Source organism: Mycoplasma sp. 394, assembly GCF_054353895.1.
On the sequence record NZ_JBTHHL010000001.1, the window covers coordinates 86,050 to 107,553 of the forward strand.

Below are 21,504 nucleotides of genomic sequence, written 5' to 3' on the forward strand. Positions count from 1 at the left end.
AGTATAATACAAAAAAATACACAAAAAAGGAATAAAATGGATAAAAAAATTGTTGCTTTTGCAAGCGATCATGCCGGTTATAAACTTAAAGAAGAACTTAAAAATTATGTTGAATCTTTAGGTTATAAAGTAGTTGATTTAGGACCAAACACTGATGCAGTTCCAAGTTCATATGCGACTCAAGGACATAAATTAGCTGAATATATGGATAAAGAAGATCCTGCATTTGGTATCGGGGTATGTGGTACAGGTTTAGGAATTTCATATGCACTAAATCGTCATAAACACATTCGAGCTGCTAGAGTTACTTCGTTAGAAGATACTCATTTAGCAAAATTACACAATAATGCCAATGTTTTAGCATTCGGAGGACGTCAAATTGCTCCAGAAAATGCTAAAAAAATGGTTGATGAGTATTTAAAAACAAATTATGAAGGTGGTAGACACCAATCAAGAATAGAGGAGTTAGATAAATAATGGCAGACAAGTTAGTTGAGAAAAAAGACTTAAAACCTACCTGACATATCACATTAGATAAAGAAAAAGGTAAATGAAGAGTATCGCGTGAAGGTTCAGAACGCGCAACTATTACATTTGATACTCAAAAAGAAGCGATTCCATATGCTCGTGATTTAGCTAAAAAACATAACGGAACATACTATATACACGGAGAAAACGGAAAAATCCGTGCTGGAAAAGGTTATAAACCAGAATAAAAATATACGCAATATTGGTTGATATTGCGTATTTCATTAAATTATGAAAACAGGAATTTTTAGTAAAAGATTTTTTATCTTTATAGCTCAATTTATTTTTCTTTTTGCTTTATTAGCAGGGATAGCAAGTCTGTTATTTTTGATCAATGCTAACTATATTTACTTATTTTTGACAATAGCTTATTTTGTTAATACTTTTTTTGTGTTTTTTATTGGTTTACAACGGCGCAATTTTGAAGCAAAATTAGGTTGATTATATATCTTAATTTTATTCCCGGTTGTAGGACATGCTCTTTTCTTTGGTTTTGGTTGAATTTCACGAAACAGAAGTGAAATCAAACTAAAAAATGATCCTAGATATAAAATTAATACATACGAATCGCTCGGATTAACTAGCACACATGAATGTTATGATGCAAATTTAAAGGCTGTTGCTCGCATTAATGATACCAAGACCAAAAGTTCCCAATACCATTTTTATAACGAAGGTTATCGGTTTTATAAAACATTATTTGAAGCAATAAAAAATGCTCAAAAATCAGTATTTATTATTTCATATATAATCAAAAAAAGCGAAATTTCAAAAGAGTTTTTAGATCTTATTAAACAAAAACACTCACAAGGTATCGAAATAAGATGATTAATTGATTTTTTTGGTGCATATCATTCTCAAAAAAAACAAATAAAGAAATTAATTAAGTTAGGTATTAAAATTATTTATATTGGTAAAATTTATTATCCATTTATTAATGCCGCAAGTTTTAACCGCAACCATCAAAAATTTATTATTATAGATTCACAAATAGTGTTTTCTGGCGGAAATAATATTTCTGATGAATATGCTTCATTATCAAAAAAATATGGGCACTGAATTGATGTTAATTATAAAATAACAGGTGAATATGTTAATGTTTATATCTTGCTTTTTTTAAAACTTTGACATATTTTTGCTAAAGAAGAACTAAAACCTACTCAATATTTGTCATCAATTTGCGATGATGACCATCGCAATCATTCTGTTTTAGTTGCTGAATCACCAAGTTTTCCACATTCTGTTTCCGAATTTACTTGATTAAAGTTATTTGCTAACGCTAAAGAAAGTATTAAAATTGCATCACCATATTTTTCAGCATCCGATGCTCTGTATCGACAATTTTTATTATGTTTAAAAAGTGGGGTAGAAATAACTGTATACTTTCCAGGCTTACCAGATAAGAAAATAGTGCATCAAATTGGATTATGACAACTTAAAAAACTTATTAAACATGGGTTAAAGGTAAAAATATATAATGACCATTTTATGCATTCTAAAATCGGTATCATTGATTCACAAATTGCTTGAGCAGGTAGTGCTAATTTAGATAGTCGTAGTATGAATTCACAGTATGAAACAATGGATATTATTTATGGAGATGCAGTTGAGCAAGTTAATGATATTTTTGATGAATATGATAAATATTGCAGTGATTTAACAGATAATCCAAAGTTAAATAAAGACTACAATATCTTTGAAAAATTCTTTTTTTCTTGAATGAAATTATTAATATAAGGAGTATATGAGATTAAGATTTGATAAAAATGCACAAGGTAAATTAAATGAATCTATTTATTATCTAAAAGAATTTCCGATACAATTAAATCACACTAATGTTATTGAAATAGGTGCAGGTAAGGGAGAGATGATAACATCCCTTGCAAAGCAAAATCCAGATATCAAATATTATGCCCTTGAAAAATATGCAACTGTTGCAGTTAAAATTCTCAAAAAAATTGAAGAACTTAATTTGACTAACTTATTTATTATAACTGCTGATGCGATTAAAATAAATGAAATATTCAAAGGAACTTGTGATAAAATTTGACTTACCTTCAGTGATCCATGACCTAAGAATGCACATTTTAAAAGACGACTAACATATAAAACATTTTTAGATACATATAAGCAATTATTAGGACAAGGTGGAAAGTTATGATTTAAGACAGATAATGACAAACTTTTTGAATTTTCACTTGATTCGTTAATACAAAATAACTGAAAAATAATTTATCAAACCGATGATTTACATAAATCAGAATATAATAATCAAAATATTAAAACAGGTTATGAAATTAAATGAAGTCAAAAAGGAAAGAATATAAATTTTTTAATAGCAAAACCAAAATAAAATCGTCAAAAGACGATTTTATTTTTGTATTTCCATTTGTGCTTTTGCTAAAACAGCCGATGTATTATCTGGTGTAATGCTTGCTCTAAATTCTGTTTCTAATTGGTTTTGTTTATTAATATCCTTGATTTTAGGCAAGATTTGATAAAATTCTTCAATATTATCAATGCTATTTCAAGCATCCACTAATTGTTTAGTGTTTTGTGTTTGGACAATTAGTGAAATATTATAATTAGTAAATTTATCTAATCGAGGCTTTAATGCTTGTTTTAAAATTTCGCGAAATTGTTGATATAAAAAATCTAAATCATCAAATTGCTTAGGATTATGATAATTAACATCTGCTTTTTGTAATAAATTTTTTACTTGTTGATCTGCTAAACCAGGTAATTTAACAGAATTTATATATGAATCAAGCGTTGAATATTTATATTCATAATACTTTCTATCACTTGCTCCTGTGTTTAAAACTGCAATTGATAAACCAAAAGCACCAGCAGTTACAGTTGTTGCAAGAGCAGAAAATCAAAATAACTTTCTTTTAGTTTTTGCTTCCATTTTACCCCTTTGTTTATTTTATAATTATACTAATTTTTATCATATTTTTAAATTATTTACATAATATTCACATTTTTTGTTCCTTATTAGTAACTTTTTTTTGAAAAATAATATAAAAATTATGTATAAACAAATTGATTCAAGAGATTGTTCGTTATATGTATTTATACATCTAGCAAATAAATACTATAACGAACAATATGATATAAACCAATTAAAGTTAAATGTTAGTTATGATGAAGAAGGTATAAGTCTATTTCATTTTCAAAAAACTTTATCACAATACCAATATCAGTTACAAAGTTTTAAATGTAGTGTAAAAGATTTTGAAAAACTTGATGTTGATGAATATCCACTTGCTGCAATAATCTTAAATCAAAATATGCAACATATGGTGCTAATTGAAGAAGTGCAAGGAAATAAATTGTTAATCTATGATCCAAAACAAGGAAGAATAAAACAAGATAAAAACATTTTTTTAAACTTATATCGAGGAATATTGGTCAAAATAAGTAAAGATAAAGCAGCACAAAAACAAATAATAAAAAAGTATAGAAATACTTATTTCGGTGGTTTAAGTATTTCCATAAAGTTGATTTTTATGTATTTGCTGCAAATAATTATTTCACTTATTACACCATTAACAACAAAATATATTTTTGAAAATATAATTCCATTTCATCTTAAAAAGGAATTATGATTAATGAGTGGATTTTTTATTATTTTATTTGTAATTATTAGTTTAATTCAAATAATGATCACGAGAATCTTTGAAAATAAAGTATTGACTAGTTATTCAAAAGAATTCAATAATTTATTGAAATCTTGAAGTCATCAAAATATTAAAATTATTAATCAATTAGGTGAAATAGAGATAAAAAATCGCATCAGTTCTTTAATGAATTACTTAATTCATAAAAAGACTTTTTTGTCTAAGGTTTTTGTAAACATAATCAGTTTTATCATCTCATTGATTATTATTTTTGCTATAAATAAAAAATTGTTATTTATTGTAGGTGCTTTTGGAATAATTACAAGTGTTTTTGCTAGCATTTATATGTTTTGGTATTTTAAAAACAAAAATCAAATTGTTGCTCAAAGTATTCTAACCGATAAACAAATCAATAATTATATTAATATTTTAAAAGATAATTTTGATTATACATTTGCAAATTTATATCAAAAGAATTTATTGAATGATTATGCAGCATATATACAAGAAAATTCTAATTTTAATTTACAGATGCAAAATTTTAATCATTTTGAATTGTTTTTAGATGTTTTTTATCCATTTTGCATCCTAATTTATGGAACATTTCAAATATGATCGCAGAATTTGAAAGTATATGAACTGTTATTTTTTATCACAGCATCAAATTTGTTTATCAGACCTCTAAAATTTATTCCACAAGCACTTCAGATGTCAAAAGATTATAAGATTAGCAAAACTATGCTTAATATTTTTAGAACTGGTAAACCTGTAAATTCAAATCTTTTAGAGAATATCAATTCGATTGATAAAATACATCTATCATATGTATCCTTTTCATATAATAGCAATCCTAATTACAAAGTTGTTAATATTCCAAGGCTCATAATTGATCAAAAACATATCATCAAAGGCGATAATGGTAGTGGCAAAACTACATTATGCAACATCATTAGTGGTAAATATCAAATTGATTATGGTGAAATCTTAATAAATGATCAAAAAATGAATTTACACAATAACCAAATACGTGAAAAAATTTATTATGTAGGGGATAAAAATCAAAAATTAGATATGTCTATATCTGAATATTTAATGATATCTGATTCTTTTGGTTTCAATGATACCATTAATAGATTTAAGTTATATCCTATTTTAAAAAAAGCAAATTTGGATGATATAGAAAATATAAATATCAATTCTTTATCAAGTGGACAAATGCAAATAATTAAGTTGTTAAGAATTTTTATTTTAGATTACGATGTAGTTTTACTTGATGAAGCATTTGAATCAATTTCACAAGAGATTTTCTTGATGCTTCAAAAACCACTTGGATATATTTTAAAAAACAAAAAAGTAGTAGAAATTTCACATAATAATAAATATCTTTTTGCTGATTCGCAAGTAATTAATCTTGAAAAAGTACAAAATTAGTTTTTTAGAATATTTACTACTTTTTTCATTATTAGCATTGTTTGCGATGTTTATTTATTTGATTATGTATCAGTCGATTAATAAATATCAGCAGGTGATAATTAGACAAAATAATAATGAGTTGATTTTAAAAAATATAGCTTATGATAAATTAGCATTAAAAAACTATCAAATTGACTTTAATTTTGAAGATAAATTGCATCAATATCAAATTAATATTGATGCAATAAATGAAAATGAAGAAATTATTATCAAAAATTCAGATTTATCAATGTTTTTAAAACAAAAAAACCTTGAATTTATCCCAGTTCGTTTAATTGAATCAAAAGAATTAATTTATAAATATATTTATAACTGATTTATACATTTATTTAACTAATTTTATATAATTATGTTATGTTTAAATATAACCTGCAAATTAACCTTTCAAATCAACCTAAAAATACTGATATTTTTATCAATCAAATGTATGATATTTTAAATAATTTTGCTAATTATTTTAAAATTGATAAAAATAAGCAAATTATTTTAGATGTAAGCTTTGTTTCAAAAAATAAAATTAAACAACTTAATTCAGAGTATCGTAATAAAGATTATGTAACCGATATTCTTTCATTTAGTTTTCAAGAAAATAATTTATATGACAAACTACCGATTTATTTTTTAGGTGAGCTAGTAATATGTTGACATAAAATGAAGATGCAAGCAAAAGAGTTTAATCATTCACTTAAACGTGAATTTTGTTATTTATTTACACATGGATTGGTACATTTGCAAGGTTATGATCATTCAAATGAAAGTCAAAAACAACAAATGGATAGTATTGTAGATATAATTTTTAATCCATTAAAAATCACAAGGGGATAAAATGAAAATAAATGTTGAAGAATTAAAAGAATTATTAAAATATTCATATTGTCCATATTCAAAATTTGCAGTTGCAGCAATTGCAATCGATGAAAATGGAAATCAATACAAAGGTGTTAATGTTGAAAACGCTGCATATCCATCTGGTTTATGTGCCGAAAGAAGTGCGTTGTTTGGTTCAGTAGCATATGGTGGAAAAGTTGGAAAATTCAAGGAAATACATATTATTTCTTCAGGAAAATCAGAAGTAAGTCCGTGCGCAGGATGCAGGCAAGTAATGACAGAATTTATGCCTGATGATGCATTGATTTATCAATATAGCAATGATGCTAGCAAAGTTCGTATTAATAAATTGATCGAGCTTTGTCCATATCCCATTCATTCGGAGAATATTAAATAATGAAAATTTGTTTTGCAAGCATTATTGGAAGACCCAATGTTGGAAAAAGCAGTTTATTAAATGCTATTATCGGTTACAATGTTGCAATTGTTACAGATACTGCTCAAACTACTCGAGATCAAATTACAGGTATATATAACGATGATAATTACCAAATTATTTTTACTGATACACCCGGAATCCATAGACCTGAAAATAAGTTAGGTCAAACATTAAATAAAAATGCTTATGAAGCAACTAACGATGTTGATGTATTGTTGTTTTTAAGTCCATCTGATGAGAATCTCGGTAATGGTGATAAAATGATTTTAGAAAAAATACAGAATGTAAAACACAAAATTGCTGTAATTTCTAAAATTGATAAAATTCAAGGTAAACCTGAACTTTTACAACAAAAAATGCAGCAATTACTTGCGTATAATTTTGAACATATTATTTCAACAAACATCAATAATGATAAATCTATTAATGCATTAATAGATTTAATTAAAACATATACTTATGATGGACAAGAACAATATGATAGCGAATATATCACAGATAAATCGATGCGATTTATTGCTAAAGAAATTATTCGTGAATCAGCAATTAATTTATTATATGAAGAATTACCACATTCAATTGCTGTTGAAATCTTGGAATTCGATGAATCTGATCCTCAAAAAATAATAATTGATGCAGTTATTTATGTTAAAAAAGATTCACAAAAAGGAATGTTAATAGGAAAAAAAGCCGAAAAAATTAAAGCAATAGGAAAATCGGCACGTATCAAAATCGCACATCAATTTGGATTACCCACAACCTTATCATTGAAAGTAAAGGTTGCTAAAAAGTGAAATGATGATTTAAATTTATTGGGTAAATTTGGTTATAAATAGTTGTTTAACACTTTGATAAAAGTGTTAAACATTTTTTGTTCAAAATTTTAATAATTTTAGTTTTTTATTGGTTTTTATTTTATATACATACAAAAAAATTTAATAATAATGTGTATATTTAAAACTTAAATAAGTAAAAATATAAATAGAATTAAACTTTTTTATCTTATTTATAGGCATAAAATATTTAACTTACATATTTCAATGATTTTAAAAGTAGTAACGAATTAATAGCATAATGTAAGCAAAAAAAAAAAAAACATTTATAATTTCTTTGTATATCTTTAAAAAGATAAAAACATACATTTGTATGTTAATAAAAGTTTAAAGTTATACTTAATTATTATTTTATTGAGGTGAAATGAAAATCAAAAGAAAATTAAAATTATTTCTTGGTGCTAGTGGTAGTTTAGGACTACTTGCTGGTGTTGCTGCTGCTTCAGCAGGAACACCTACACAAGGACAAAGTCAGACTGCTTCAACAACATCAAGTGTTTCTGACCAACAAGGACAGACAACCACATATAAAATTACTCCATATGTGCATTCTATTTCATATTCAACAGATACAACTAATAGTCAAAAACGAACTTTTTTAGTTACTAGAGAAGTCAATTTAGTATTTGAAAATGGAATCGATTCTGTTACTAGAGCAAAATATGAAACAATTTTTAAAGATAAAGGATTAAAATATTCTGTTTCTAGAAGGTTTGTTAAAGGTAAAACAAATATTTTAGTAGGGATTCATGGAGATTCAGATGTTTTAGTTGATAATAAATTATCAGATTTATCAAATAATCTACCTTATGGAGATAATTTATGACTTCAAACTGATGCATATTGAATTTCAACTTTAAAAGATGGATATGTTTCTGTTTTAGCAAAAAATACTAATGCTGCTTTTTATGCTGCAACTACCTTAGCAGAAGTCTTTAAACAACTTAATGGTTATGAAATTGAAAAATTTACCATTAAAGACTATGCAGATATAAAAATGCGTGGAACATTAGATGATTTCAAAGAATCACAGTGATCACAACAAGATCGTCTTGATTATTTTGCATGAGCATCTAAATATAAATTAAATACATATTTATATGCTGCTAGTGACGACTTAAAACATAGTAGTCAATGAAAATTATTATATACACCAGGTGAGCTTGCTAATATCAAAGAATTAGCAACAACTGGAGAATCTACTAAAGTTAGATTTGTATATACAATTAATCCATTTAACCAAGGTGACTTTACAGCAGATACATATAATTCAGATTTAGCAAGTTTAGAAAGTAAAATTTGACAACTTGCAACAGCTGGTATTAAACGTATTGCGCTATATGCAAGCAATGATGCGAATTTAAATACTAAAATCTTAAATGATTTAACATCTTGAATTAAAGAAAAAGTCGTTACTGCTTTTTCAGATTTTGATGCATCAACTTTATTTTTAGTATCTAATACCGAATACCAAGATTATTACAATTTATTACCAAAAGAAATTGAGATTGTAAAATTACCTAAATCTAATGCAGCAGAAGTTACATCAAATGTAAGTGACTTTGTAAATAAAGCAAATCGTGGAGTTAGTTTATTATTAAATTGACCAACTACACAAAAATATGAAGATCAAGGAAATATGGTTTTAGGTGGTTTATCAACATATCTACCATCAATTACAAATAATCAATCTTTAACTAAAGGATTAGATGGAATTATTGTAAAACCAATGCAAGCTAAACTTGCTTCTCGCATCGCATTATTTGAAACAGCAAATTATGGCTGAAAAGTATGACAATCATCTAACGATGCTTGAGTACAATCGTTTAATTATCTTTTAAATGATTCAGATTTAGAGAGCAAAGACGCACAAGCGTTACGTACCATTGCATTAAGACTATTTGATAATCCTTATTCAGCAACAAACACTGTTGCTAATACCGATTCAGTTGCTTTAGAAAGTCATGCTAATAAGTTTAAACAAACATATAATACTAAAGCATTTAATTTATATGATGTATATACATTACAAGATGAGTTAAATAATTTAACTGATGCAGTTGATTTATTAAAAATTTCAACAGCAACAAAAACCAAAGCATTCTTTTCAGAAATTAAACCTTGAGCAAATATGCTTAAAGATTTATCAACAGCAGCAAATCATCTAATTGATGCAGCTGTTGATATTAAATCAAATAAATATGATGATGCACTTAATGCATTCACATTAGGGGTAAATTTATATAAGAGTGCCATTGAATCACATCAGTATAACTACGATGGAGTGGCAGTTGAAGTAAATGCTGGAAACAAGGTTCTTAAGCCATTTATTCAATGACTTATCCTAGTTGTAAATCATGAATTACACAAGAGTCTTGGAGATGTTCCGAGAAATCAAGAAGTGATCACAAACTTACAAAACAAAGATTCTAAATCTGATGTAAAATGAGTTTTACAAAAAAATAACCAAAGAGTTTTAATTTATGGAAATCAAATAGGTCCAGTACAATACGATAACAAAAATAAATACTTTGGAACATTATTTGATAAACCAATTCAATTCAGAGAACTTTGATTAAGATATGCAGGATATACAGGATATGATAATAGTAATGTCAAGGATCACTTTGATAATGCTAAAATTCAAGTACTCTATGCAGATGATGTAGATTATGCATCAGATTTGGATGTTACTACATATACTGCAGAGAAAAGACAAAGTAAACAAATAATTGATTTAACAAAAAAAACAATCAAAGAATCTTCGTGACATGATATTGATGGTAAAGATGCATCCGTTCCCACGGTAACCGGAATCCAATCATCAGTTCGTAAGGTAATTAAGCTTACTAAACCAATCGATGATGTAATTGGGGTAAGAATTAAAAATCTTAGCAACACTACTAATAATTATGAATTTAGACTTTTAGAATTCTTAGTAAATCCACAAACAGATATAAATGATTTACAAAAACTAAATTATAATTTTTATAATAATTTAACCGATAAACTTAGTAGGGTAGATACTTCGAAGTTGAAAAATCCTACTAATACAACTAAAACTGAATTAGAAAAATTAACTGATGACAATTTTTCTACCACAGTAACTTTTGGAACTGCAAATGCAGCAGATTTAGATCAAATTATCTTTAAATTAGATAAATTATCAGAAGTTTCAGCTGTCGCTTTCCAACAAGATATAAACAATGCTAACAAAGGTTTCCCGCTAATCCAAGTGAAATATTATGATTCTGCAACATCTACTTGAAAGAATTTTGGTAAAGGTTATGATGATAGTTATATTAAAGCACAAAGAGCTGAAGATGCAAAAGCAGAATACTATGAAACATATGGATATGCAAAAACTCAATATATCTCGCTTGTTTCTAGAGCAACAAACAGAGAACAGGGAAATAATCCGTTAAATCTAGCAGGTTTACAAATATATGGACCTAATGAAGCTGTTGAAGGAGTCCATTATTATCCTTTTACAGTAATGAAATATTCTTCCGATCAATCAATCAATGATATTGTTAACCCAGATTCAGATGCTGTTACTAAACTTACTACATCTGTTACAGCATCTGGTAGTTCAGGAACAAATAATGTTTCTAATAATAATAATAGCAATAATGTAGATTATTCTGGAGACTATGTTGATGTAAACTTTGATCGTCACAGTGCGATTAGTTCAATCCACTTTGTGCAAGGGGATAACTTTTTAGATAAATATATCGTGCAAGGGTATGTTAATGATACTTTTACCATTTTATCAACTATTACTAATTCAACAGGTGATGATGTAATTAAAATTACTGATACTAATAAATATAATGGTATCCGTATTAAACCTACAACTGGATTTACAGCAAAACCATCATGAGATATTAAACATTTATTTATTACCCCACTTGAAAATCCGGTAACAACTGCTTATATATACCATTCTTATAATGTTAACACTGATAAATTATTATCATCATATAATAATGATACCTTTAAATTATTTGCCAAAGAAGGAAACACAGTATCAGTTAAAGTAAAAGATAAAAGTGGTTTCGGATTAGATTTACAAAAGATTTATACTTTAAAAGATGTCAAATTTGCAAGTGCGCTTCCAGAATACCTTATTAGTCAAGCATCAACTGATGGTGTAACTTGATTTAATTTATATAATAGCACACAACTAACTGATAAGCCGGTTAGATACATTCGATTACAATACTCAAAAGACTTATATGATAATAGTGATTTTGGTTTAGGCGAAACTAAAACTGATACAACATCAAAAGATATTTACTTTAGTGGTATGACAGTAACAGTTAAAGACTTTGATCGTTTTGGTCGCATTGTAGATAGTGATTTAGAAGCTTCTAACATTGAAAATAACTATGGTGGTTTTGATGGTGATTTCGATACATCAACTAAATTTATCTCAACTCCAAAAGCAAATAACGAAGTTGTTTATGATTTAGGTTCTGATATTGATTTAACATCATTAAAAATCTATGCAAATAACAACTCATATAATTATCCAAGAGACTTAGAAGTATTAGTAGCTCAAAAAAATGATAAAAATACCGAATGAAAATCATTATTTGAAATCGGAAACGATCCAAATAACTTAGAAGATATTTTAGCTCGCACCAATAGTGGAACTATTGATACTGAACATCCACGATTTAAATGATGAGGTGTTGATAATTTAACTGATACTAAAGCTAGATATGTAAAATTATTAATTAAAAAAGATTATCCAGTCGATCGTTTGTTAGAAATCAACGAAATCCAAGTTAATGGTGGAAAATATTATTCAAAAACTGATCCTAGATTCTCTGGAACTAATTATCAAGCTGCTTCGGTAGAACATGAACCTGCTGCAATGCTGGATGCTGATTATACTACCTATTGAGAACCAAAAGAAGAAACTGGTGAGTTATATTATAACGTTGCTGATACCAACTGAAAAGATAAAAACTTAATGGTAGTTTCGACTGGACAACCATCAGATGCTGTTGTCTATCAAATTACATATAATATATTAGATGGTAAATATGAATACAAAAGACTTGGAACCTTATTTAACAACATCGTAACATTTTCTTTATATAAACCTGAGGCCTATTTACAGGGTATAAACAGTGCAAACTTAGTTGGATTTAAAATTAAATGAAGTGGTAAAAAACCAAAAATTGTGCAATTTAACCCTTATGTAATTACTGGGGAAGTTGCAGATAAAACAGCAATTAATAAATTAAAATCATCTTATGAAAATCAAAATGATACTAATAATCGAACCGAAGAATCAAAGGATGCATATGTAAACGCTGAACATGCTCTTAAGCAATTAATTGATTCTAAGGATAAAGCTACTGAACCAGCAAAAAATACAAGAGCTAAACGTGCAGCACCCACAACTGATACGACAGTTACTCAAAAAGATGCAAAAGCAGAAGAAAACATCCAAAGAGTTACAAGACAAGCTCTTAAGCGTTATGTTGATAAATATGTAGAAGCTTTATACTTTCCAACAATTAAAGCAACTGCTAATGTGGATGCAGAAAAATATACTATAAAAATACCTGTTCCTTTTCCAACATATGCTAAAGTTTCCTCAGCTACTTATCTGCAATATTTATTAAATGGTTATGTAAATCCTGCTTTATATACAAAAACTTCATATCAGCCATATCAAGATGCTGTTAATGAAGCTAAATTAGCATTAGCAAATCCAAATAATTTAACCACATCAGTTACAAATGCGATGATCAATCAACTTATGAAAACTAAAGAAGCATTAGTTAAACTACCAACATTTAACAAGCAAATTGCTCAGTTAAATGTTGCAAAATTTGATTTATTAAATCCAATCGAATATCAATATCCAAGTTTCAATGATCTTAAAACTCATGTGGAATCAATTCGTTCAAAAGTTAATACTTCTAGTGATTCTACAACTGAAGATAATTACAAACAACTAAATGAACAATTTGATACTAAATATGCTGCATTAGAAGAATCTACTGTCGGTGCAAAAATTAAAGAATACGAAGCATATCGTGATGCTCATTCATATCCATTTAATGATAAATACCAATTAAAGTTCCCTGCTTTATCAAATCAGTTGTTAACTGAGGTGCAAAATGATGATAATATAGTATATTCACAATATATTACAGCTGATAAAGTGCAAGAAGCCTTAGATTCATTAAAAGCTGTTACTGAATCAGTTATTAATGAACGTAATTTAGCAATTGCAAAATACAAGTTATTATTATTAGATCCGATTTCTAATGATAATAATGTCTGAACCGATGCATCATATCGTGAATATCAAGCTGTTTTAGATCGCATTGCTTCTAATGTTTCTGGTTCTAAAATTGATTTATTATCACAAGCGCAAATTAACCAAGATGAAGCCAATCTTAAAGAAACAGCTAAAGCATTAGTTGTAAATTCTACCAACTTAGATGATGCAAAAACATTAGCAAAAGCATTAATTGCTAAATTAGATGATAAATCCAACTACTTAGCTCGTGTTGATGCAACTAATAACTCATCTGAACTTACTCGAATCATCGAACATCTTCAAGAAGAATATTCATTCCAAGAATGAAGTAAATACACCGATGCTGTAAATGCAGTAAACAAAGATTTACCAAAATTATTGCAAGAGTCTAAAAAAGCTGCTCTTGAAAATCTTTTAGCAAAAGCATTTACCAAAACCGATGTAGACAAAGTTGCAAGCCAACTTACAGCATTATTAGACAAACAAAACCAAGTAACCACATTAAACCAAGACATCGATACTTTAATTGCTGGATTAGCTTCACAAGCCTTGAAAAACACTTATTCTAACTCACTTACAGCACTAAATGCACAATACGATGCGATGGTAAATGGTTTACAAAGCATAGATAAACTTGATAACTTAGCACAACCTACCTTAGATGCTTTAGTTGCACTAAAAGTTAAGGTAAATCAAGCAAACCAAACTTCTAAAGCAATTTCTGAGGAAATTAAAGATTTAACACCAGATATTAAACAAAGTATTTTAGATGATGTTAATAATGCAACTAATAATGATTTATTAGCAAAAGAATTAACAATTGCACAAAAACTTAGTTTCAATTATCTGTTAAATTTAGTTTCACAGCAAGCTGATCAAATCAAAGATGCTGCATCAAAAGAAAGTTTTAAGAACGAGTTAAAAGATGCAACTACAAAAGCACAGTTATTGCAAATACGCAAAAAAATTACTGATGCCCAAGAACAAGCTGATAAAGAAGCTCAAAAACCTGCTCCTGAAAGCAAACCAGAGCAACCTACAACTCCACAAAAACCTAAAGATGAAAATCCAAAAGTTGTTACAACTTCAAATAACAAAGGTGCCATTGCAGCAATCGTTGTGTTATTAGTCTTAGCAGCAGTATTAGTTGCAGCATCAGTATTTGTATTTAAGAAAAAATCTAAGAAAAAGGATAATTAAGGAAGTATATAATTAAGAAAACTAAACTTAAAGCATTATTTTTTGGCGCTTCTGCAGTAGCAACTGCTTGTATCGCTGCTGCTACAAGCAATCAAAGTGAACAAACTGCTTCACACCAAGAATATGCTATTTTTCCAATGGTTCATAATATTTTGTATCAAAACAAAACTTCTTTGATTAGTCAGGATGTTAACTTAGTATATGAAAACGGAATCGATTCAGCAACTAAAAACCGTATTCAAGAAGCGCTTGCTTTTAGACATATTACTTCAAGCGAATCTAGAAGTCTTGTAAGCGGAAAAACCAACATCCTAGTTGGTATCCAAGGTGATAGTGATAATTTAGTTGATAACAATATTACAAAAATAGATTCAAGTGATGATTTTGCAGCAAGTAATTTTGCTAAAAACGATGCATATGTAATTAAAACACAAGATAATTACATTTCATTATTAGCAAAAGATTCAGATGCAGCTTTCTTTGGTGCAACTACTTTATGACATATTTTCCAACAACTTGATGGATATAAAATAGAAGATTTTACCATTAAAGATTATGCTGATGTTAAAATCCGTGGATTTATGGACTCACACCGTGTTTTTGATGGTGCTGAACATAATCAAACCAAAGATGAAATGATTGATATTATGCGCTTTTCAAGCTACTATAAAATTAATACTTATATCTTTGAACCTGATAAAACACTAGCTGGAGCTTATGCTAATAATCAAAATCAAATAACTACTAAAGAAGGTGATTCAGATACAGATAAACAAACACAAAAAGCTTGAATGGTTCCACTCAATCAAGCACAACTGGATGAACTTACAGAATTAGCCAAAGTTTCAAAAGAAACTCATGTTAAATTTGTTTTTGTCTTAGATGCTTTATCAGATTTTACCAATGAAAATTATGATGCTAATTTAACACTTTTAAAAGCTAAATACTTACAAGCAATTAAGGCTGGTGTTCGTAAAATCGGATTAATGTCTATGGGTGAGCAATCACCTAAAACGGTGCAATTATTCACTGATTTAGTTGCTTGAATCAAGAGTTTAAAAAGCACCTATCCTGATTTAGATACTAATATTATCTTCCAAGGATATTTTGGTCGCTCATCTGCGATTACTCCACGCTTACAAAAAAGTGCTTCTACTAAAACACCAGGATTTATTTTATATTATGCATCGCTTCCATCAGAAGTGCAACCGTTGATTTTAGATGATGAATTTAATGATCACCAATACATTAATGAATACGATGTAGACAAATATACCCAAGATGGACAACAAATTAAACCGATCTTCTTTAAAGAATATCCAGATGATTTTGCTCGTGATGCAAATAAATTATATTTAAGAACTGCTGAAGAATTGCTTCGGCCAAATGCTCAAAATGGATATAACGGAGAATATACATCTGTTAATGTTGATCCAAGTAAATTTATCGGATTTATTTTATCTACCGGAAATAAAAAAGCAGAGTTTTCAAAATTTGGTTTCTTCGATTTGGCTAACATTACTTGAAAAATATTACCAGCAGGTGATGGTAGACAAATTGAAAAGGATCTGATATATCAGGCTTCGTTTCGTGCTATCGCTAATAACACTGCAATTGAAACACCTGAATCAATTGCTTTAAGAAGACTAGGAGCATACATTGCTCAAGATACTTATTCAGAAGCACTTTTTGCCGGAGATGGATTAACTCCAGCAGCATCTAATTTTTATGATGTTTTAAATAGTGATAATAGCAAGGGAACTAGCACTTATCATGAAAAAGAAGCGCAGACTTATTTAACACAATTAAATTATTTATTTCCACAAATACAGATTTTATTAGAAAACAAATCACATTCTAAATTTATCGATACCATTCATGAATTTGTTTTAGCTGCTTCGGATTATTTTCAAGCACAAAAGTACTTTGTGTTAACTTATATTGAAGCAAATAAATCTAATCCAGATGATGAAGAAATTGTTGATTATTATATAAAAGCACAAAATTATTTCCAATCATATCAAAGTCGTAACTATTATTCAACTTCATTTAGGGATATTAGTATCGGATCACACTTTACCCGTAATCTTACTTCGTTATTAACACCACAGCTATTGGCAAAGGTAGAAAAACTACTCCCAACTGCTGCAGATCCGCAAAATAATGGAATGAGTATTATTACCGATTTAACTAGTCCAAATACTCAACAAAATATTCCTGGTTCAATATTTACTTTAAATAACCAAAGACAATTCGTCTATACATTGGATGCGAATCGAACAAATAATAATCGTATCTTACCTAACAACTACTTTGGGGTTAAATTTGATAAACCAATCGATGTTAAAGATTTACAAATTAAATTTGGAACAAATACTTATAATTCAGAAGAGTATTTCACTAAATTTAAAATTCAATATCATCTAGATACAGATAACAAAGATGTATGAAATGATTTACCTAAGGATGCTAATGCTCAATCAAGTAGTTCGTCTGATGGTTCGACTACAACAGATAACTCTTATACTTTAAGCACATCTAGTTTTTCAACTTCAAATACCTTTAAAATTTCAGTAAACCAAAAAAATGTTCGTGCCATTCGTATGATTGATACCGAAACTGGAACTGGTAGAAATAAATGATTCCGTATTTATGAATTTGTTGTTAATACTGATACAGCTCCAAGGGCTGGAACAACTGCATTAGTCTTGCAACATGATGACCAAACCCACGGAAGTGATTCTGCTAATAAACTAAATTTTACATCTGATAATGTTTCAAATATAAATAAATCTATTTTTGATAATAGTGTTTCAATCAATAATTTTACTAATAATAAATTTATTCAATTTAAATTAGCTAATGCAGCAGAGGTTTCATCAGTAGTTATCGACCAAGGAAAAAATGACTCATCAGTTAGTTATTTAAATAATGGTGTAATTGAATATTGAGATGCTAATGCTAATGTATCTGGTTCTGAATCTGCTACTGGTGCTTGAGTTAAATTTGGTAACTTAGTTCCATCACAAAGATACCAAATCATTCGTGGTAAGGCATTTGCACAATTTTTCAGATTACGTTCTACTGATACTTCATTTTCTGGACCATTATCATTAGTTTCAATCCATTTATTTGGACCTGGAAATCAATATTTATATACTGATAAAAACTCAAGTGATACAACTAATTTATTTACACAAGTTGTTGATAAGGATGAATTTGGATTATTTGTTGGTAAAACAACTGGTTCCAATGGTGCTTCATCAACTACACCAGTAAACTTAACAACAGATAAATATGTTGGTTTAGACTTAAAGCAAATGTATCAACTTAATACTATTAAGTTAAACAGACAAGATAGCATTCCTAATAATGTTTCATTAGAAACATCAAGAAATGGAATCGAATGATATCCATATACAGGAACTTTTAATGATAACAACAAGTTTGCTAGATATATTAGAATTAAAAAGGCTACAACTACAACAGGAGAAAATAATCAAGAGCCAACACTTTCTAGTTTGGATGTAAAAGTTGTAGATAGCAAAACATACGGAAGAATGATTGGTTCAAATGTGCAAACAATTAATGGTTGAGGTGAAGATACTCGTTATTCAGGTAATGCTATCGATGGTAATGTATCAACATATGATATTTATAATGGATATCCACTTCAAAATGATTACATTATTTATGATTTAGGAAATACAGTAACCTTAAATTCATTAAAGATGTATGTAGATAAAGATACTTATAACTATCCAAGATTCTTTAAAATCTTAGTTTCTGATAAAAATACTAATACTGATTCGGATTGACATGAAATCTATAACAGTACACCATCAGAAAGTAGCACTAATCCTACTTCGTTATCAGAAGTTAAAGATCCACAATATATTCAAACTAACAACTTATCATATCCACAATTTAAAAATATTGTAAAAGTAGATCCACAGCGACCAAATTATAGATATTTTGATGCTGATAAAATTTCTGCACTAACTAACAAAAATGTTCGATATGTAAAAATAGTATTTACCAAGACACTTAATATACTTTTAGATAATAATAATCATAATTTATCTCGTGGAGTACAAATCAATGAAATTGTGGTAAATGATAATTGAGATAATGTTCCAAAAGACCCAAGATTTGATGGAACTAATTATTTACCTGCTAACAAAAATAACTACCCAGTTAAATTCTTAGATGGATATTACAACACTTACTGAAGTCCAGATACACAAAATGGAAGTTTAAAATTCTATGTTGATCCTAATACATATGATGGTAAGGATTTATTAGTATATTCTGATGGATCAGCAACCAATGCAACCATTTCAGTGATGCTTTATGATGAAAGCACTAAAAAACAAGAAACACAAAAACTTGGATTATTAGCATTTTCAAATATGACTTTTGATTTAACTCAATCAGATAGCAATAAGAAAATCATCGGCTTTCAAATAGATTGAAGTGATAAAAAACCAGTTATTTATGAACTTGCTCCATCAATGCGTCCTACCACTTCTAGTGATGATAGCCACGGAAAAACAACCTTAGCAGAACTAAAAACACAAGTTGATAAGACACCAGAAAACTTTGATGCTTGAACTAAGGAAGCTCAAGATCGTTGAAATAAATTAAAAGAGCAAGTTAGTGCATTAGTTGCAGATAATGCAAAATTACCTATTTATACTTTAAATAACATCAAAGAAAGTATTGATAATGCACAAAAAGGTGATCTTAAAATAACAGCAGATAATGTTAAAACATTAAATGATATTATTAATGCTACACTTCCTAATACCTCATATGTGCAAGATGCTAACTATGCGTTATATCAGTTATTATTAACTAGTGCAAAACAAATGATTGATCCAAAGAATCAAAATCTTTATTCACAAGCTGATTATAAAGCTCTAAAGGATAGATTCGATCAAGTGCAACCTACTTTAAAATACACCAGCTTCGATCAACAAGTTTCTGATTATAATTTAACTAAAATCGATTCATTAGATGCAAGTCACTATGATCCACAAACTTTTGCAAAATTACAGCAAGCAAAGAAACAACTTGATTCAAAAATTAAATCTGGAACAGCAACCCCTGCTGATTACTATCAAGTTAACCAATTAGTAAAACAATCAATCGATAGTTTAAAACCAAATGATTTAGGAACCACATATACAAACCTTGCAGATGCAATTACTAAAGCAAAAACATTTATTGCTGAAAACGCTCTAAAATTCCCACAACAATCACAACAATTACAAAAACAAATTGATCAATGACAGGCAACTTTAAACAACAAAGATGCTAAGTTAGAAGATTTACAAAAAGCTTTAGATCGAATGAATCGTGCTAATGAAGATGCACAAACTCAAAAAGATGAATTAGTTGCTTCATTGGATAATTTATTAACACCACTTGCTAATACTGATGAAATCTATACTGATGATTCATATCAAGCATATCTTGATGTAATTAATCAAATTAAAACACTCAATCACGATCCATCGATGTTAACTGCATCAGATATCCAAAAATATGTAAAACAAATTCAAGATGCACAAAGTATGTTAGCAATTTCACCAACAAAACTTGAAACTGCTAAAAAACAAGCTGTCACATTGACCGAAGGCCTAGATTCAGAAGTTCAACAAGAATTTAAAGATCAACTTGCAAAAGCAAAAGATACTGCTGCATTAGCTAAAATCATTAATGCAATTAATGATAAAGTGCAACAAAGCAAGAAAAATAAAGAAGTTTTATCTAATAGCATCAAACGTTTATTAGATAAACTAACAAACGAAAAACTTAAAGCAGACTTAGAGCAAGAAGTTAAGGAAGCTAAAACCGAAAATGAATTAGCAAACTTTAAATCAAAGGTATTACAACTATTAAGTCCAAAACCAACCTTACCTGCTCAGCCAAGTACACCAGAAAATGGTGATAATGATACTCAAAAACCAGAGCAAGGCGGAAGCACTAATAACCCTTCAAATACCGAAGGTTCAAAACCACAAGAAGGAGGCAATAGTGGATCAACAACCACTCCACCTACTTCTGAAAACAAACCAAAAGACCAAAATCCACAAGATAATAAAAATGCACAAACATCAAAAACTGTTGAAAAATCTACTGGACCAACTGGTGGAGCAATTGCTGGTATTGTAATCGCTGTATTAGCATTTGTTCTCGGTATAGCAACCTTTGGATATACTTGATTTAAAAACAAGAAGAAAAAATCAAATCAATAATTTTTAAAAACATCGCATCTGCGATGTT

At 28.4% G+C, this 21,504-nt stretch carries 12 protein-coding genes; 11 read left to right on the forward strand and 1 reads right to left on the reverse strand.

All coding sequences use genetic code 4. The features are described from left to right. The first annotated feature begins 36 nt into the window (after window positions 1-36). Genes ACXYRQ_RS00280 through trmB form a run of 4 tightly spaced genes read left to right on the forward strand, consistent with a single transcriptional unit; the run spans window position 37 to window position 2,881 of the window. On the forward strand, window positions 37-477 hold the full coding sequence (locus ACXYRQ_RS00280; protein ID WP_458614436.1) for an RpiB/LacA/LacB family sugar-phosphate isomerase: 441 nt from the start codon (window positions 37-39) through the stop codon (window positions 475-477). Beyond that, window positions 477-716, forward strand: coding sequence for a DUF2188 domain-containing protein (locus ACXYRQ_RS00285; protein ID WP_458614437.1), 240 nt, complete (start codon window positions 477-479; stop codon window positions 714-716). Before ACXYRQ_RS00280 ends, ACXYRQ_RS00285 begins: the two co-directional genes overlap by 1 nt. A gap of 43 nt (window positions 717-759) precedes the next feature. Continuing rightward, window positions 760-2,265 carry a phospholipase D-like domain-containing protein gene (locus ACXYRQ_RS00290; protein WP_458614438.1) on the forward strand — a complete coding sequence of 502 codons (1,506 nt, stop codon included), beginning with the start codon at window positions 760-762 and terminating at the stop codon, window positions 2,263-2,265. Between the two features lie 7 nt (window positions 2,266-2,272). Further along, window positions 2,273-2,881, forward strand: a complete 609-nt coding sequence (trmB, locus tag ACXYRQ_RS00295; RefSeq protein ID WP_458614163.1) for a tRNA (guanosine(46)-N7)-methyltransferase TrmB — start codon at window positions 2,273-2,275, stop codon at window positions 2,879-2,881. A gap of 18 nt (window positions 2,882-2,899) precedes the next feature. Here trmB and ACXYRQ_RS00300 read toward each other — a convergent pair whose 3' ends face one another. Beyond that, entirely contained in the window at window positions 2,900-3,439 is a 540-nt protein-coding gene (locus ACXYRQ_RS00300) for a hypothetical protein (protein ID WP_458614162.1), read from the reverse strand. Between the two features lie 121 nt (window positions 3,440-3,560). Between ACXYRQ_RS00300 and ACXYRQ_RS00305 the strand changes: the two genes are divergently transcribed. From ACXYRQ_RS00305 to ACXYRQ_RS00335, 7 genes are all read left to right on the forward strand, one after another. Then, window positions 3,561-5,582 (forward strand): Mbov_0121 family peptidase domain-containing ABC transporter, encoded by a 2,022-nt coding sequence (locus ACXYRQ_RS00305; protein ID WP_458614439.1) that lies wholly within the window; start codon window positions 3,561-3,563, stop codon window positions 5,580-5,582. Then, complete coding sequence (locus tag ACXYRQ_RS00310; RefSeq protein WP_458614160.1) at window positions 5,563-5,961, forward strand: MAG1140 family protein; 399 nt, start codon at window positions 5,563-5,565, stop codon at window positions 5,959-5,961. The genes ACXYRQ_RS00305 and ACXYRQ_RS00310 overlap by 20 nt, the downstream gene beginning before the upstream one ends. 17 nt (window positions 5,962-5,978) lie before the next feature. Beyond that, window positions 5,979-6,449 carry an rRNA maturation RNase YbeY gene (gene ybeY / locus ACXYRQ_RS00315; protein WP_458597334.1) on the forward strand — a complete coding sequence of 157 codons (471 nt, stop codon included), beginning with the start codon at window positions 5,979-5,981 and terminating at the stop codon, window positions 6,447-6,449. A gap of 1 nt (window position 6,450) precedes the next feature. Beyond that, a complete protein-coding gene (gene cdd, locus ACXYRQ_RS00320) occupies window positions 6,451-6,849 on the forward strand; it encodes a cytidine deaminase (protein WP_458597335.1) in 399 nt (132 codons plus the stop codon). Then, window positions 6,849-7,727, forward strand: a complete 879-nt coding sequence (gene era / locus ACXYRQ_RS00325; RefSeq protein WP_458614440.1) for a GTPase Era — start codon at window positions 6,849-6,851, stop codon at window positions 7,725-7,727. The genes cdd and era overlap by 1 nt, the downstream gene beginning before the upstream one ends. A 361-nt stretch (window positions 7,728-8,088) precedes the next feature. Beyond that, window positions 8,089-15,213, forward strand: coding sequence for a beta-N-acetylglucosaminidase domain-containing protein (locus ACXYRQ_RS00330; protein WP_458614441.1), 7,125 nt, complete (start codon window positions 8,089-8,091; stop codon window positions 15,211-15,213). A gap of 128 nt (window positions 15,214-15,341) precedes the next feature. Further along, entirely contained in the window at window positions 15,342-21,476 is a 6,135-nt protein-coding gene (locus ACXYRQ_RS00335; protein WP_458614499.1) for a glycoside hydrolase family 20 zincin-like fold domain-containing protein, read from the forward strand. Window positions 21,477-21,504 lie beyond the last annotated feature (28 nt).